Source organism: Anaerostipes sp. MSJ-23 (genome assembly GCF_018918155.1).
Lineage (GTDB): Bacteria > Bacillota > Clostridia > Lachnospirales > Lachnospiraceae > Anaerostipes.
In genome coordinates this window covers 87,332-102,148 of record NZ_JAHLPY010000004.1, presented here as the reverse complement: position 1 = coordinate 102,148, position 14,817 = coordinate 87,332, and the positions used below count along the sequence as shown (strand labels likewise).

Below are 14,817 nucleotides of genomic sequence, written 5' to 3'. Positions count from 1 at the left end.
GACAATGAGTAAGTCAAGACAAGAACGTTATAATTTGATTTATGGAAATACAGCAAGAAAGATTGGCCCGCAACCGGTAAGAAAAGATCCGAAAAAAAGAGTAAGGCCGGAGAAAAAACCATATATAACAAGGCAGACAAGAAAAAATCAGGCAAAAGCATTAGAATTTGATCTTGCCTTTGTCAGAACTTTGGTCATTGCATTGGTTGTTGTGGCAGGATCCAGTTTTCTGTATCTTTCTGAGCAGATAAAAATTTCTAATCAGAGGGAAGTACTGATGGAAGAAAAAAGTGAATTAAATACATTGAAGACAGAAAATGAAGATCTGGATCTTGAAATTGAACAGAGCATCGACTTTTCTGCAATTGAAAAAGCTGCAAAAAAATATGGAATGAAAAAGCCGGATTCAGATAAAATTATTCAGTATAAAAGTAAAAATGCAGAATATGTGCATCAGTATGGAAAGATTCCAAAAACTGATTAAGAGGTAGAATTTTGAAGCGAAGAAAAAAAATAAAACGACTGAATCATGCTATGAAGATGCGAACAATAGTTTCGGTATCCTTCATAGCACTTCTTTTTCTCATTCTTATAGGAAGAATTGTATATTTTAGTGTGTTTAAAAAAGATATTTATGAAAAACAGGTATTAACACAGCAAAAATATACAAGCACTACAATTCCATATAAACGAGGAGATATTCTTGACCGTAATGGCTATATCTTGGCAACTAGTCAAAAACTTTATAATCTGATTTTGGAGCCTAAAAATATTTTAGTAAACAAAGAGAAGAAAAAAGCTACGATTAATGCACTTGTAAAATATATGAAGCTTGATCGAGAAAAATTAACGGATTTTATTCAGGCACATCCGGACTCTTATTATTCTGTTTATAAAGTAGATTTAAGTTATAGTCAGGTGGCGGATATCAAATCTTTTATGAGTACAAAAGATGGAGAAAATGTCACAGGAGTTCATCTTTTTGAACATTATGAGAGAAAATACCCAAATAAATCGATGGCAAGTCAGGTTATTGGTTTTGTCTCGAATGAAAATACTGGGACTGGTGGAATTGAACAGTATTATAATAGTACATTATCAGGAACGGATGGAAGGCGCTATTCTTATTTGAATGAGGAATTGGAAAAAGATAGCTCTGTAGTAGAACCGCAGGATGGCAAGACGGTTGTGACGACTATTAATTCTAATATTCAGAAAATAGCAGAAAAACGTCTGAAGAAATTTGAAGAAAAATATGGAAGCAAGGGCAGTAGTATTCTTGTTATGAACCCAAATAACGGGGAAGTTTATGCGATGGCGAATTCAGATACTTACGATCTGGAGCACCCAAGGGATGATTCTGTTTTAAGACAGAAGTATTCTAAAAAAGAGATCGCATCGATGAGTGAAAAGAAAAAGACAAAAATATTTAATGAGATATGGAAAAATCCGATTGTTTCCAGTACTTTTGAACCTGGATCAACATATAAACCGTTTACAGTGGCAGCAGGCCTTGAGGAGGGAATCCTTACAGGAAAGGAATCATATATCTGTAATGGATATCAGGTTGTCGGTGGACATACCATTCATTGCTCGCATAGAAATGGACATGGAAAGATTACATTATCACAGGCGATTTCTCTTTCTTGTAATGATGCTCTTATGCAGATTGCTGCAAAAGAAGGAAAGCATGTTTTTTGTAAATATCAAAGGGCTTTTGGATTTGGAAGTAATACTGAAATTGATCTCCCAGCAGAAGCTCAAACGTCTGGACTTCTACATTCAGAGGAAAATATGGGAGCCGCAGATTTAGCAACAAACTCTTTTGGACAATCTTTTAACTGTTCTATGATTCAGCTGGCCAGTGGTTTTTGTTCTTTGATTAATGGAGGACAGTATTACAAACCTCATGTAGTGCGTCAGATCAGAGATGAACAGGGGAACATTATCAATAATATTGAACCATCTGTAGTAAAGCAGACAATCTCAAAAGACACTTCAGATAAACTGAAAGCTTATATGAAGCAAACAGTGGATTCTGGAACGGGGACTGATGCAAAATTAAAAGACTATAGTGTTGGAGGAAAGACAGGTACGGCTGAAAAAATTCCAAGATCCAAGAAGAAATATGTTGTATCTTTTATTGGGTTTGCTCCAGTAAAAAATCCAAAAGTTGTTGTTTATGTTGTCATTGATGAGATTCAAAAAGGTTCTCAGATGAATACAAAATTGGCAGTAAAAATTGCAAAAGATGTTCTTAAGGGATCTCTTAAGGAGTTAAAAGTGCCAAAAAGTAAATAAAGCAGGAATAAGGAACTGTTTTTTTCATAATTTTATAATAGTATGAGAAAATGGGGTCTGTTGCTTTGAAGACTGGATACAAAAAGAAAATTCTTGGAATTGTCATTTTAATGTTTTCAGGTTTTTTGATTGTAACCATACGGCTTGGGTATATCATGATTGCCCAGGCGGATAAATACCTTTCTCTTGCAAAGGATCTTCATCAAAGAGAAAGGCAAATTAAAGCACCGAGAGGAAGAATTTATGATCGTAATGGTGTGATGATTGCTTCCAACAAAGCAGTTTATTCAATTTCGGTTATTTATTCTCAAACAACGGAGAAAGAAAAAGTGGTAAGGATATTATCTGAACAATTAGGTCTTTCTTCCTCGGAAATAAAAAAGAAAGTTTATAAAAATTCTGTCAGAGAAAAAATTAAAAGCAATGTAGAAAAGAAAATTGCAGATCGCATCCGGAAATACAAACTTTCCGGAGTGAAAATTGATGAAGATTACAAAAGAGTTTATCCGTTTGATTCTCTCGCGTCAAAGGTTCTTGGTTTTACCGGAGGAGATAATCAGGGAATTGTCGGGCTTGAAGTTGCATATGATAAGTATCTCAAAGGAAAATCCGGAAAGATTCTTACCCTGACGGACGGAAAGGGAATTGAAATTGACGGTGCGGGAGAAGAACGGGATGAGCCTGTGGCAGGATGCGATTTATATACATCTCTGGATGTGAATCTCCAGAATTATGTGACGCAGGCTTGTAAAAAAGTAAAAAAAGAAAAAAAGGCAAAGCAGGTTTCCATGATTCTTATGAATCCTCAAAACGGAGAAATTTATGCAATGTCCAATGTGCCAGAATATAATTTAAATCAGCCTTTTAAGCTTAGTAAAAGAGTGAAGATGGCTGATGGGAAAAAACAGCAGGAATATCTAAATAAAAAATGGAGAAACAGTTGTATCAATGATACATATGAACCAGGATCTGTTTTTAAGATAGTAACGGCTGTGGCTGGACTTGAACTTGGAAAAGTGAAGGTCAACGATCACTTCAACTGTCCGGGTTATCGAATGGTAGAAGACCGGAGAATCCGGTGTCATAAAGTAGGTGGACATGGAAGTGAGACATTCCGTGAAGGAGTTATGAATTCATGTAATCCGGTTTTTATGGAAGTAGGAGCACGCGTTGGAGTAGATGGCATGTATGAAACATTCCAGAAACTTGGATTGTTTGAGCGGACTGGGATTGATCTTCCAGGAGAGGCTAATTCTATCATGCATAAAAAGAAAAATGTAAAGGCAGTGGAATTAGCTACAATGTCTTTTGGACAGTCTATTCAGATCACGCCTCTTCAGCTTTTACGAGCAGTTAGCGCAGCTGTCAATGGGGGAACTTTGATTACGCCGCATTTTGGAGTACGCGCAGTATCTTCCGATGGCTCTAAAGAAACCGTATTTTCTTATCCTGTAAAAAAAGAAGTGATAAAAAAAGAAACTTCAGAAACTGTCAGAGAACTTCTAGAAGCAGTTGTATCAGAGGGATCTGGTAAAAACTGCAAGATAGAAGGGTTTTCGATCGGTGGAAAAACGGCCACCAGTGAGAAACTTCCACGTGGAACCGGAAAATATATTTCATCGTTTCTTGGATTTTCCAGAGCTAAAGATCCTGTTGTTATGGGAATTGTATTGATTGATGAACCGGTTGGAACTTATTATGGAGGAACGATTGCAGCTCCGGTTATGAGGAGTGTATTTCAAATGGCTCTTCCTTATCTTGGAATTTCTAGAGATTATAAAGCAGGAAATCAAGAAAAGAATTCCACCGGACAGTGATCAGAAAATTCTGTGATACAGAAACAAATGAGGTGGAATCATGAATTATGGAATTGTGAAGCCGGTTTTAATTGCTTTTTTTGTCAGTGTACTTTTAAGTCCATTGATGATACGATATTTACACAAATTAAAATTTGGTCAGTTTATCCGGGGAGAAGGCCCGGAATCACACTTGAAGAAATCAGGTACTCCAACGATGGGAGGACTGATCATTTTGCTTGGAATTGTGATAGCATCTTTGTTTTATGTAAAAAGCTATCCGTCCATTGTACCAATTTTGTTTGTAACCCTTGGGTTTGGATTTATTGGTTTTATTGATGACTATATTAAAGTTGTTATGAAACGAAATCTTGGCCTTCGGGCATGGCAGAAAATGCTTGGGCAAATTCTTGTGACAGGGGTATTTGTATATTATCTAATCAATGATACAAGTATCGGGACCTGGATGATGATCCCATTTTGTCATGGCAAATATTTAAATCTTGGTATTTTCTTTGTACCAGTTATTTTTTTAATTCTGCTTGGGACAGTCAATGGGGCTAACTTTACAGATGGACTGGATGGACTTGTATCAAGTGTTACCGTATTGATCGCGACATTTTTTACGGTTGTAGCCATAGGAATAGGAATTTATCCAGGAGAACCGCAGATATGGCCTATTTCTTGTGCAACCGTAGGCTCTTTGCTTGGATTTCTTGTATTTAATGTATATCCAGCGAGAGTATTTATGGGAGATACAGGATCTCTGGCATTAGGAGGTTTTGTAGCAGCCACGGCGGTTATGCTGCATCTTGGTTTGTTTATTCCCATTGTTGCGTTTATTTATATGATTGAAGTGATGTCTGTTATGGCGCAGGTACTCTTCTTTAAAGCTACAAGAGGAAAAAGATTATTGAAAATGGCACCAATTCATCACCATTTTGAATTATCAGGATGGCCGGAGACGAAAGTTGTAGCGATTTTTGCAATCGTAACGGCTGTTTGTTGTTTGATTGGATTGGCAGCGATTTAGTAAGGAGATAAAACATGGCATGGAAAGATAAGAAATTTTTAGTTGCAGGAGCAGGAAAGAGCGGAGTAGGAGCAGTGAATCTTTTGCTTCAGGCAGGAGCGTCAGTTGCACTTACTGATGGAAATAAGGAATTAGACCAAGATGCATTTTATAAAAAAATTCATCAGGAAAAAAAGATTCCATTAATTCTTGGAGAATTGACAAAAGAACAGGCACAAGATTATGACCTGCTTGTGTTAAGTCCTGGAATTTCGGTGAATGCACCAGTAGCCCAGTTATTCTTTGATCAGGGAAAACCGGTATGGAGTGAGATCGAACTTGCATATCATGCAGGAAAAGGAAAAATTGCAGCAATTACAGGGACAAACGGAAAGACAACAACGACAGCTTTAACAGGAGAAATTCTGAAGGGTTATTATGAAAGCACATTTGTTGTTGGAAATATTGGAACACCATATACAAGTGTTGCACTTGATACGAAAGAAGATAGTAGAATCGTTGCAGAAATCAGTAGCTTCCAATTAGAAACAATTGTTGATTTTTGCCCGAATGTTTGTGCAGTTTTAAATATTACACCAGATCATCTAGATCGTCATGGAACAGTTGAAGTTTATGCAAAGACAAAAGAATCTATTGGAAAAAACCAAAAACCAGGTCAGGTGATGGTATTAAATTATGAAGATGATACAACAAGAGAAATGGCACAACGTGCAAAAGGAGATGTTGTTTTCTTTAGTCTTCACCATAAAGCAAAAGATGGAGCTTTTCTCGAAAATAATGTATTTAAAATTAGCAAAAATGGAGAAGTGACAGACATCTGTACAATGGATGATGTGAATCTTTTGGGTGATCATAACTACGAAAATATTCTTGCAGCCATTGCTGTTTCTTATTATATGGGAGTTCCAGCAGAATATATTAAGGAAGGAATCAAACGGTTTAAAGGAGTAGCACATCGTATTGAATATGTAGATACAGTGAATGGAGTTGCCTATTATAATGATTCCAAAGGAACAAATCCAGATGCTGCAATTAAAGGAATTAAAGCAATGAATCGTCCAACATTCTTAATTGGGGGCGGTTATGATAAAAAATCAACGTATGATGAATGGATTGATGCTTTTGATGGAAAAGTAAAAGAATTGATTCTTATGGGTGTAACAGCACCAAAGATTGCAGAAACAGCAAAAGCACATGGATTTGATAAAATCGTATTTGTAGATTCTATGGAAGAAGCAGTTTCTTATGCTGCAAAACAGGCACAAGACGGAGATGCTGTATTATTATCCCCAGCATGTGCAAGTTGGGGAATGTTCCCAAATTATGAAGTACGAGGCGATATTTTTAAGGATTGTGTGAAGAAATTAAAGGAGCTTTAAAAAGTGGCAAATCGTATCAAAAAAAAATATATGACAGGAAAAATATATTTTGACTATCCAATGTTGTTTTTGATAATTTTTCTGATTGCTTTTGGAATCCTCATGGTATTTAGTACGAGTTCTTATAAGAGTATGGAGTATTTTAAAACACCATATCACTGGGTAATCCGCCAGGGCGTTGCAGTGGTAATTGGTGCAGTTGCAATGGGATTCTTTTGTAAGTTGGATTATCGAGTATTTCAAAACAAGGTGGTTGCAAGATCATGTTATATTATAAGCATTGTCCTTCTTGGAACCGTGTTAATTCTTGGAGCTGCAAAAAAAGGAGCGATCCGTTGGTTTCAAGTTGGAGGATTTCAATTTCAGCCATCAGAAGTAGCAAAAATTTTGATGATTATTTATCTGGCCTATACGTTATCAGAAAATGCGCATAGGATTGTGAAATTTAAGGATGCAATGAATATTATTTTTCGATGTGCACCTATTATATTACTGATTTTTTCTCAAAATATGAGTACTGCATTGATTTTATGCGCAATTGTTGGAGTTATGGTTTTGGTTATAAGTCCTAAGACAAAAGAATTGATGATAGCTGCACTTGCATTTGTAGGATTGATTGTTGTATATCTGATGAGTACCAATAGTTATCGAAACGAACGATTTGCTATTTGGCTTCATCCAGAGACGCATGAGAAAGGTTTGCAGACCATGCAGGCATTATATGCAATTGGTTCTGGAGGAATTTTCGGAAAAGGACTTGGCCAGAGTATGCAAAAAATGGGATTTATTCCAGAGTCACATAATGATATGATTTTTTCGATCATTTGTGAAGAACTGGGCTTATTTGGAGCAGTATGTGTGATTCTTGTCTTTATGGCTTTGATATGGAGAATGCTTTTGATCGCAATGAATGCAGAAGATTTGTTTGGATCACTTTTAGTGATTGGGTGTCTGACCCATATTGCGGTTCAGGTATTTATTAATATTGCGGTTGTTACAAATACAATTCCTCCAACAGGAGTTCCTCTTCCGTTTATCAGTTATGGAGGTACTTCCATTTTGGGGGCCATGATCGAAATGGGAATCGTATTATCGGTTTCTAGGCGGATTCATTTATAGAAGGATAGATTTTTATGAAACAGAAAGAAGAAAATAAGGTCATTCGTTTAAAAGATCACCAAAAACAACAAAGAGAGTATAAAATTCCAGTTGCAAGAATTCTTTTGGTGATTTTAAGTATGGTGGTTCTTGTTTTGATTGGGATAATTTTAATCTGTCCATTAAAAAAAGTAGAAGTAGATGGCCTGAATTATTACACAAAAAAAGAAGTTATGAAAAAAGTTCATCAGAAACATTATGTAAAAAATACGATTGGCTATTACATACAAGCAAGTCTTTTTAAACCAGAAATGCTGCCGTTTCTTAACTCAATTGATGTGGAGATTACGGGACCAAATACAATAACGCTGCATGTTCATGAAAAAAAACGTGCAGGATGTCTTCAATATAATGGGGAATATGTTTATTTTGATAAAAATGGCCAACTTTTGGAAAGTAATAGTGAGAAATTTGAGGATGTTCCGCTTATAACTGGACTGAAATACAATAGTTTATCAATCCATCAGAAAATACCGGTAGGAAGCAAGGAAATGTTTTCTTATATACTGAAATTGACGAATGCGATTGATAGGTATAAGCTTAAAATCGACCAAGTTTACATTCAAGATGATGCCGCATGGCTGATCAAAGGAAATCTGATGGTTGATTTATATAATCGCAAGTATGTTGATATGAAAGTTTCAGAGCTTACAGGAATTTTAAAAAAGCTGGAAGGAAAAAGTGGAACAATTGATATGAGATACTTTGATGAATACCAGAAAATTACAATTTTTCGACCAAAAAAGAGTTGAAAAAAAGAAGTAAAAACGGTATCATTAAATTAGTGTATAAAATATTGTGGGTTGTCGTAGGTGACATGAAGGAGGAGCAACGTGGTTGAAATTATGCCTAGTGTAGAAAATACACAAGCGAGAATTTTAGTGATAGGTGTCGGCGGAGCTGGAAATAACGCAGTTAACCGTATGGTAGATGAAAATGTCCAGGGAGTAGAACTCGTTGGTGTTAATACAGATAGACAGGCCTTATCTTTATGTAAGGCCCCAACAAAAATTCAGATTGGCGAAAAGCTTACCAAGGGACTTGGAGCAGGTGCAAAACCTGAAATTGGTGAAGCAGCAGTAGAAGAAAATAGAGAAGAAATTACAGAACTTGTGACAGGTGCTGACATGGTATTTGTTACATGTGGAATGGGAGGAGGAACTGGAACCGGTGCAACTCCGATTATTGCAGAGATTTCCAAAGGACTTGGTATTCTGACAGTTGGTGTTGTGACGAAGCCATTTTCCTTTGAAGGAAGACCTCGTATGAATAATGCAATGTCAGGAATTGCCAGATTGCAAGATCAAGTCGATACAATGATCGTCATCCCAAATGATAAACTTCTCCAAATTTGTGATAAAAGAACAACCATTCCAGATGCTCTTAAGAAAGCTGATGAGGTATTACAGCAGGGCGTGCAGGGAATTACGGATATGATTTATAATCCGGGACTTATTAATGTGGATTTTGCAGATATTCAGACTGTTATGCGTGACAAAGGAATTGCTCATATTGGTATGGGTGTAGCAGATGAGGAATTGGAAGCAATCAAAACTGCAATGGAAAGTCCACTGCTTGAAACAACAGTTGCAGGTGCAAGCGATGTTATCGTTAACTTTGCAGGTGCTGTTGGAATGCTTGAAGCACAGCAGGCAGTAGAATATTTGAAAGATGAAGCAGGACAGGATGTCAATGTGATCTTTGGTACAGTGAATGCTGATTTTGGAGATCAGATTAGTGCGACGATCATTGCGACAGGTATTAAGAATTATGATATCAGGGGAAATGTAAGACCAAACTTTAGTTCTAAAAATTCTTCTGGACCTGTATTTTCCGGACAACCAATTCATAATGGAAAGATTGAAAAAGCCTCGGAAGAAGACCAGGCAGATAATACAGATACAGAAAAAAATGTAGGTACCGATACAAACACAAATGCATACACAGCTGATACTCCGACCGAAACAATGGAAGATCATGATTCCAGAATTGTGATTCCAGAATTTTTACTAAAAAGCAGACGAAAATAAAAAATACACCGCCGAATAATTTTGGCGGTGTATTTTTTTAAAATAAAACTTAACGATAATCTCCACGGCAGAAATCAAGAAAAGCTCCGACACTATTCATGCGACGACCAAGACAGCCTGCGCATTCTGCGGCTTCTTCTCCTGTACAGATCTTATTATCATAAAGAGAATAATCTTTTCGAACGGCAACAGGAGAAAGATTTGGCATAACAACATTTGCGCCAGCTTCGATTCCTTTTTCACGACCTCTTGGATCGATGGTTCCGAGAGCCGTTGTAGCAGGAAGAAGAAAATGTGGATTCATAAGGCGCAAGATACTAATCAGGTAAGTTGTCAGTTCAACTGTTCCAGCGGGTTCATCTTTGAAAATTGTATCATGATGAGGTACAAAAGGACCGATACCGACCATTTCTGGCTGCAATTTTTCAATAAATAACAGATCATCAACCAAATTTTCCAACGTCTGGTAAGGAGCTCCTACCATAAATCCAGTACCTACAACATATCCAATTTCTTTTAAATTCCACAGACATTGTTTTCTATGCTCAAGGGACATACTTTCTGGATGAAGTTTTTTATAAAGATCTGGACAGGCTGTTTCATGTCTTAATAAATAACGATCAGCACCAGATTTGAATAATTTTTCATAACTTTCTTTGGAACGTTCTCCAAGAGAAAGAGTGATGGCACATTCCGGATAGCGATGGCGAATTTCTGAGACAATATCGCACATGTGTTCATCATCGAAGAAAGGATCTTCACCGCCTTGTAAAACAAAGCTTCGATATCCAAGATGAAAACCATTTTCGCAGGCAGAAAGAATTTGATCTTTGGATAGGCGGTAACGAACAGCGTTTTGATTAGCACCACGAATACCACAATAATAGCAATTATTTTTGCAATAATTTGTAAATTCAATGAGACCACGTGGGAAAACACTTTTTCCATAAATCTTATCTGTTTGTGTCCTTGCAAGAGAAGCAAGCATAGATCTAGACTCTTCATTTCGATGCTCTAGAAGAAAGAGAAACTCTTCTTTCTTTAATATATGTTCTTTATATAAAGTTTCAATTAACTGTTTTATTTCCATAATATTATCTATCTCCTTTATTAGGTTACACTTTAATATAACATAAGGAAAAAGAAAAAGAAATATGATAAAATGACTGTGTATATAAAATGTCAGAGTAGAAAGGAATGATAGGTGGTATGAGAGAAAATGTAACGATATTTAAGCATCCGCTGATTCAGCATAAAATTTCATTGATTAGAAGTAAAGATTGTGGGACAAGAGAATTTCGTACGGTGATCGGAGAAATTTCCATGCTTATGGGTTATGAAGTTTTAAGTGGTTTGGAAACAGAATTGGTAGAAATTGAGACACCGATGGAAACTATGAAGGGACCGATGCTGAAGGGAAAAAAACTTGCGATTGTTCCGATCTTAAGGGCAGGTCTTGGAATGGTCGATGGGATGCTTGCCTTGGTACCATCAGCGAAAGTTGGACATGTTGGAATGTATCGGGATGAAGAAACGCTGGAGCCAAAAGAATATTATTGTAAACTTCCAGAAGATATTGACCAGAGAATGGTATTGATTGTTGATCCAATGCTTGCAACAGGCGGATCTGCGAATGCAGCAATTGATTTTGTGAAAAAACAAGGCGCAAAACAGATTAAATTTGTGTCGATTATTGCAGCACCGGAGGGAGTAGAATTTTTGGCACAACATCATCCAGATATTCAAATTTATTGTGGAGCACTGGATAGAGAGCTAAACAAACATGGATATATTCTGCCGGGACTTGGGGATGCCGGAGATCGTATTTTTGGAACAAAATAATTGTGCAATTTTCTGTACATGGGTAGGAATCGTGAATGAAAAATTGAAACATTGATTTCTTTGTGATAGAATAACACAGTTATAGAATTTTTAGGAATTTTGTTTAGAAAGAAGGATACAATGAAGAGAGAAGACGTAAGAAACATTGCGATCATTGCCCATGTCGACCATGGAAAAACGACATTAGTCGACGAATTATTAAAACAAAGCGGTGCTTTTCGTGAAAATCAGGAAGTAGCCGAGAGAGTCATGGACTCCAATGATATAGAAAAAGAAAGAGGAATTACCATTCTTTCAAAAAATACAGGAGTTATGTACAACGGAATCAAAATTAACATTATTGATACACCGGGCCATGCCGATTTTGGTGGGGAAGTAGAACGTGTATTGAAAATGGTGAATGGTGTTATTCTTGTTGTAGATGCGTTTGAGGGTCCAATGCCACAGACAAAATTTGTGTTGAAGAAAGCACTGGAACTTGATTTATCTGTGATTGTTTGCGTAAACAAGGTAGACCGTCCGGAAGCGCGTCCAGAAGCTGTTGTCGATGAGACATTGGAACTTCTGATGGATCTGGATGCTGGAGATAAGCAGTTAGACTGTCCATTTGTCTTTGCTTCTGCGAAAGAGGGATTTGCAGTGACAGATTTAAGCGATGAGAAAAAAGATATGAAGCCATTGTTTGAAACAATCATTAATTACATTGATGCACCAGAAGGAGATCCAGAGAAACCTTTACAGGTACTCATCAGCACTATTGATTATAATGAATATGTTGGAAGAATTGGTATTGGAAAAGTAGATAATGGATCCATTGCAGTCAATAAAGAATGTATGGTGGTAAATGCCCATGATCCAGAACGAAAAGAAAAAGTAAGAATTACAAAATTATATGAATTTGAAGGACTCGATAAAGTAGATGTAAAAGAAGCAACGATTGGTTCTATTGTAGCAATTTCCGGTATTGCGGATCTTACAATTGGAGATACTATTTGTGATGTAGATGGCGGAGAAGCCATTCCATTCCAAAAGATTTCTGAGCCAACGATTTCCATGCAATTTATGGTAAATGACAGCCCTTTGGCAGGACAAGAAGGAAAATATGTCACATCTAGACATTTAAGAGATCGTCTGTTCCGTGAATTAAATACGGATGTCAGCCTTCGCGTAGAAGAAAGCGATAGTACGGATAGCTTTAAGGTATCTGGACGAGGAGAATTACATTTATCTGTTCTGATCGAAAATATGCGAAGAGAAGGATATGAATTTGCAGTCAGCAAAGCAGAAGTACTTTACCATTATGATGAAAATGGAAAGAAACTGGAGCCAATGGAAATTGCAGTGATTGATGTACCAGAAGAATTTTCAGGAGCGGTTATTGAAAAACTGAGCCAGAGAAAAGGAGAACTGCGTAATATGTCCATGGCAAATGGTGGATACAGCCGTCTGGAATTTTCTATTCCATCAAGAGGATTGATTGGATATCGTGGAGAATTTATGACGGATACAAAAGGAAATGGTATTTTAAATACATTATTCGACGGGTATGGACCATATAAAGGAGATATTCAATATCGTAAACAGGGATCTCTGATTGCATTTGAAGCAGGAGAAACAATCACTTATGGATTGTTTAATGCACAGGAAAGAGGAACTTTATTTGTAGGACCAGGAGAAAAAGTATATGCAGGTATGGTTATTGGACAAACTGGTAAAACAGAAGATATTGAAATCAATGTTTGCCGTGCCAAAAAGCTTACAAATACGCGTGCTTCAGGATCTGATGATGCATTGAAATTATCACCTCCAAGAGTATTGAGTTTGGAACAGGCGCTGGAGTTTATTGATACAGATGAATTACTGGAAATCACACCAGAGAATATTAGAATTCGTAAAAAGATTCTGGATCCTACAATGAGAAAGAGAGCAAAGTTCTCATAAAAAATTGTGAAAAACGTCGGAAAATGCGGCAAAAATTTGTCGTACGAATTTACTTCTTTTTTTGGCTAATTTGGCGTAGGCTTTAAAGTATACAAATTGACACAGGAAGGGAGAAAAAGAGTATGACAGAGCAGGGAACCAATCATAATCAAGTGGAAGTAGCAGGAAGAATCAGTTCTTCATTTGAATTCAGCCATGAGATTTTTGGAGAAGGATTTTATACCGTCAAACTTTTAGTAAACAGGTTAAGTGAAGCAACGGATGAGATACCATTGCTTGTATCAGAACGGCTACTTGATGTTACGAAAGATTACAGTGGAAGTCTTGTAAAGGCATGCGGACAATTCCGGTCGTATAATAAACATGAAGAAAATAAAAATCATTTGGTATTATCCGTATTTGTCAGGGATATTGAGTTTCTAGATTCCATGGATAATGTAAAACCAAATCAGATTATTTTAGATGGATTTATCTGCAAACAGCCAGTATATCGCATGACGCCTCTTGGAAGAGAAATTTGTGATATACTGTTGGCAGTAAATCGGTCGTATGGAAAATCCGATTACATACCATGTATCTGCTGGGGAAGGAACGCAAGATTTGCTGGAAACCTGGAAATAGGTTCAAGAATTCAATTGATCGGCAGAATACAGAGCAGAGAATATCAGAAACGGATTGATGAAAATACGACAATGAAACGGATAGCCTATGAAGTATCAGTCAATAAACTGGAATTTCATGAAAAGGATGAAGAATAAAATGGATTTCTTGTATCAAAAATGATATAATAAACCAATATTACAAAAGGAAGATTCTTTGAGGTGAGAAGATGGAAGGACGAGTGGAAGTTTACTGTGGACAGGGAAAAGGAAAAACATCCTGTGCCATTGGCCATTGTATTAAAGCAGCAGGTCAGGAAAAAAGAGTCATCATTGTTCAGTTCCTGAAAGGAAAAGATACAGAAGAGATTAGTTTTATCAAACGACTGGAACCGGAAGTGCAGTTATTCCGATTTGAGAAGTATGAAAAACCGTATAAAGATCTCAATGAAGAAGAAAAAAAGGAACAGGATCATTTTATTTTTAACGGACTAAAATATGCCAGAAAAGTAATTGACACAAGACAATGTGATCTTTTGATCCTGGATGAAGTTCTGGGACTTCTGGATCTTGGACTGATTAAACCGGATGATCTTGTAAAATTATTATCCGAACGAGATGATGAGCTCGATGTGATCATGACCGGAAGAAGCCTTCCAGAAGAATTGATAGCTCATGTAGATGGAGTTTATCAAATTGAAACTGTGAAAGAATCTTAATATTCTGCACGCTACATAA

The 14,817-nt window shown here is 36.7% G+C and carries 13 protein-coding genes; 12 read left to right on the top strand and 1 reads right to left on the bottom strand.

All coding sequences use genetic code 11. The features are described from left to right. The first annotated feature begins 4 nt into the window (after positions 1-4). From KQI71_RS05000 to ftsZ, 8 genes are all read left to right on the top strand, one after another. Entirely contained in the window at positions 5-484 is a 480-nt protein-coding gene (locus tag KQI71_RS05000; protein ID WP_216434688.1) for a septum formation initiator family protein, read from the top strand. An 11-nt stretch (positions 485-495) separates the two neighbouring features. After that, the gene (locus tag KQI71_RS04995) at positions 496-2,301 is read left to right on the top strand and encodes a peptidoglycan D,D-transpeptidase FtsI family protein (RefSeq protein ID WP_253287940.1); all 1,806 of its coding nucleotides are present in this window, start codon (positions 496-498) and stop codon (positions 2,299-2,301) included. A 110-nt stretch (positions 2,302-2,411) separates the two neighbouring features. Next, on the top strand, positions 2,412-4,118 hold the full coding sequence (locus KQI71_RS04990) for a peptidoglycan D,D-transpeptidase FtsI family protein (protein ID WP_442859889.1): 1,707 nt from the start codon (positions 2,412-2,414) through the stop codon (positions 4,116-4,118). Between the two features lie 40 nt (positions 4,119-4,158). Next, on the top strand, positions 4,159-5,130 hold the full coding sequence (mraY, locus tag KQI71_RS04985) for a phospho-N-acetylmuramoyl-pentapeptide-transferase (RefSeq protein ID WP_216434685.1): 972 nt from the start codon (positions 4,159-4,161) through the stop codon (positions 5,128-5,130). 14 nt (positions 5,131-5,144) lie between these two features. Next, on the top strand, positions 5,145-6,509 hold the full coding sequence (murD, locus tag KQI71_RS04980; RefSeq protein WP_216434682.1) for a UDP-N-acetylmuramoyl-L-alanine--D-glutamate ligase: 1,365 nt from the start codon (positions 5,145-5,147) through the stop codon (positions 6,507-6,509). A gap of 3 nt (positions 6,510-6,512) precedes the next feature. Beyond that, positions 6,513-7,628, top strand: a complete 1,116-nt coding sequence (locus tag KQI71_RS04975; RefSeq protein ID WP_330655294.1) for an FtsW/RodA/SpoVE family cell cycle protein — start codon at positions 6,513-6,515, stop codon at positions 7,626-7,628. Positions 7,629-7,642: 14 nt separating this feature from the next. After that, entirely contained in the window at positions 7,643-8,419 is a 777-nt protein-coding gene (locus KQI71_RS04970) for a cell division protein FtsQ/DivIB (RefSeq protein WP_216434666.1), read from the top strand. Between the two features lie 93 nt (positions 8,420-8,512). Then, the gene (gene ftsZ / locus KQI71_RS04965) at positions 8,513-9,697 is read left to right on the top strand and encodes a cell division protein FtsZ (RefSeq protein WP_216434762.1); all 1,185 of its coding nucleotides are present in this window, start codon (positions 8,513-8,515) and stop codon (positions 9,695-9,697) included. 49 nt (positions 9,698-9,746) lie between these two features. On the opposite strand, the gene hydE is transcribed toward ftsZ, so the two are convergent. Next, positions 9,747-10,787 (bottom strand): [FeFe] hydrogenase H-cluster radical SAM maturase HydE, encoded by a 1,041-nt coding sequence (gene hydE, locus KQI71_RS04960; protein ID WP_216434664.1) that lies wholly within the window; start codon positions 10,785-10,787, stop codon positions 9,747-9,749. Between the two features lie 119 nt (positions 10,788-10,906). Between hydE and upp the strand changes: the two genes are divergently transcribed. The 4 genes from upp (at position 10,907) to KQI71_RS04940 (ending at position 14,798) form a co-directional block, all read left to right on the top strand. Further along, positions 10,907-11,539 carry a uracil phosphoribosyltransferase gene (gene upp / locus KQI71_RS04955; RefSeq protein ID WP_216434662.1) on the top strand — a complete coding sequence of 211 codons (633 nt, stop codon included), beginning with the start codon at positions 10,907-10,909 and terminating at the stop codon, positions 11,537-11,539. Positions 11,540-11,659: 120 nt separating this feature from the next. After that, positions 11,660-13,480, top strand: a complete 1,821-nt coding sequence (gene typA, locus KQI71_RS04950; protein WP_216434659.1) for a translational GTPase TypA — start codon at positions 11,660-11,662, stop codon at positions 13,478-13,480. Positions 13,481-13,602: 122 nt separating this feature from the next. Next, on the top strand, positions 13,603-14,238 hold the full coding sequence (locus KQI71_RS04945) for a single-stranded DNA-binding protein (RefSeq protein ID WP_216434657.1): 636 nt from the start codon (positions 13,603-13,605) through the stop codon (positions 14,236-14,238). A gap of 71 nt (positions 14,239-14,309) precedes the next feature. Further along, entirely contained in the window at positions 14,310-14,798 is a 489-nt protein-coding gene (locus KQI71_RS04940) for a cob(I)yrinic acid a,c-diamide adenosyltransferase (protein ID WP_216434655.1), read from the top strand. The last annotated feature ends 19 nt before the right edge of the window (positions 14,799-14,817 follow it).

Excerpts from the sequence above, each read along its gene's own strand:
- upp (WP_216434662.1), top strand. The coding sequence starts at position 10,907 with ATGAGAGAAAATGTAACGATATTTAAGCATCCGCTGATTCAGCATAAA.
- hydE (WP_216434664.1), bottom strand. The coding sequence starts at position 10,787 with ATGGAAATAAAACAGTTAATTGAAACTTTATATAAAGAACATATATTA.
- KQI71_RS04940 (WP_216434655.1), top strand. The coding sequence starts at position 14,310 with ATGGAAGGACGAGTGGAAGTTTACTGTGGACAGGGAAAAGGAAAAACA.
- murD (WP_216434682.1), top strand. The coding sequence starts at position 5,145 with ATGGCATGGAAAGATAAGAAATTTTTAGTTGCAGGAGCAGGAAAGAGC.
- mraY (WP_216434685.1), top strand. The coding sequence starts at position 4,159 with ATGAATTATGGAATTGTGAAGCCGGTTTTAATTGCTTTTTTTGTCAGT.
- typA (WP_216434659.1), top strand. The coding sequence starts at position 11,660 with ATGAAGAGAGAAGACGTAAGAAACATTGCGATCATTGCCCATGTCGAC.
- KQI71_RS04990 (WP_442859889.1), top strand. The coding sequence starts at position 2,412 with ATGTTTTCAGGTTTTTTGATTGTAACCATACGGCTTGGGTATATCATG.
- KQI71_RS04970 (WP_216434666.1), top strand. The coding sequence starts at position 7,643 with ATGAAACAGAAAGAAGAAAATAAGGTCATTCGTTTAAAAGATCACCAA.
- ftsZ (WP_216434762.1), top strand. The coding sequence starts at position 8,513 with ATGCCTAGTGTAGAAAATACACAAGCGAGAATTTTAGTGATAGGTGTC.
- KQI71_RS05000 (WP_216434688.1), top strand. The coding sequence starts at position 5 with ATGAGTAAGTCAAGACAAGAACGTTATAATTTGATTTATGGAAATACA.
- KQI71_RS04945 (WP_216434657.1), top strand. The coding sequence starts at position 13,603 with ATGACAGAGCAGGGAACCAATCATAATCAAGTGGAAGTAGCAGGAAGA.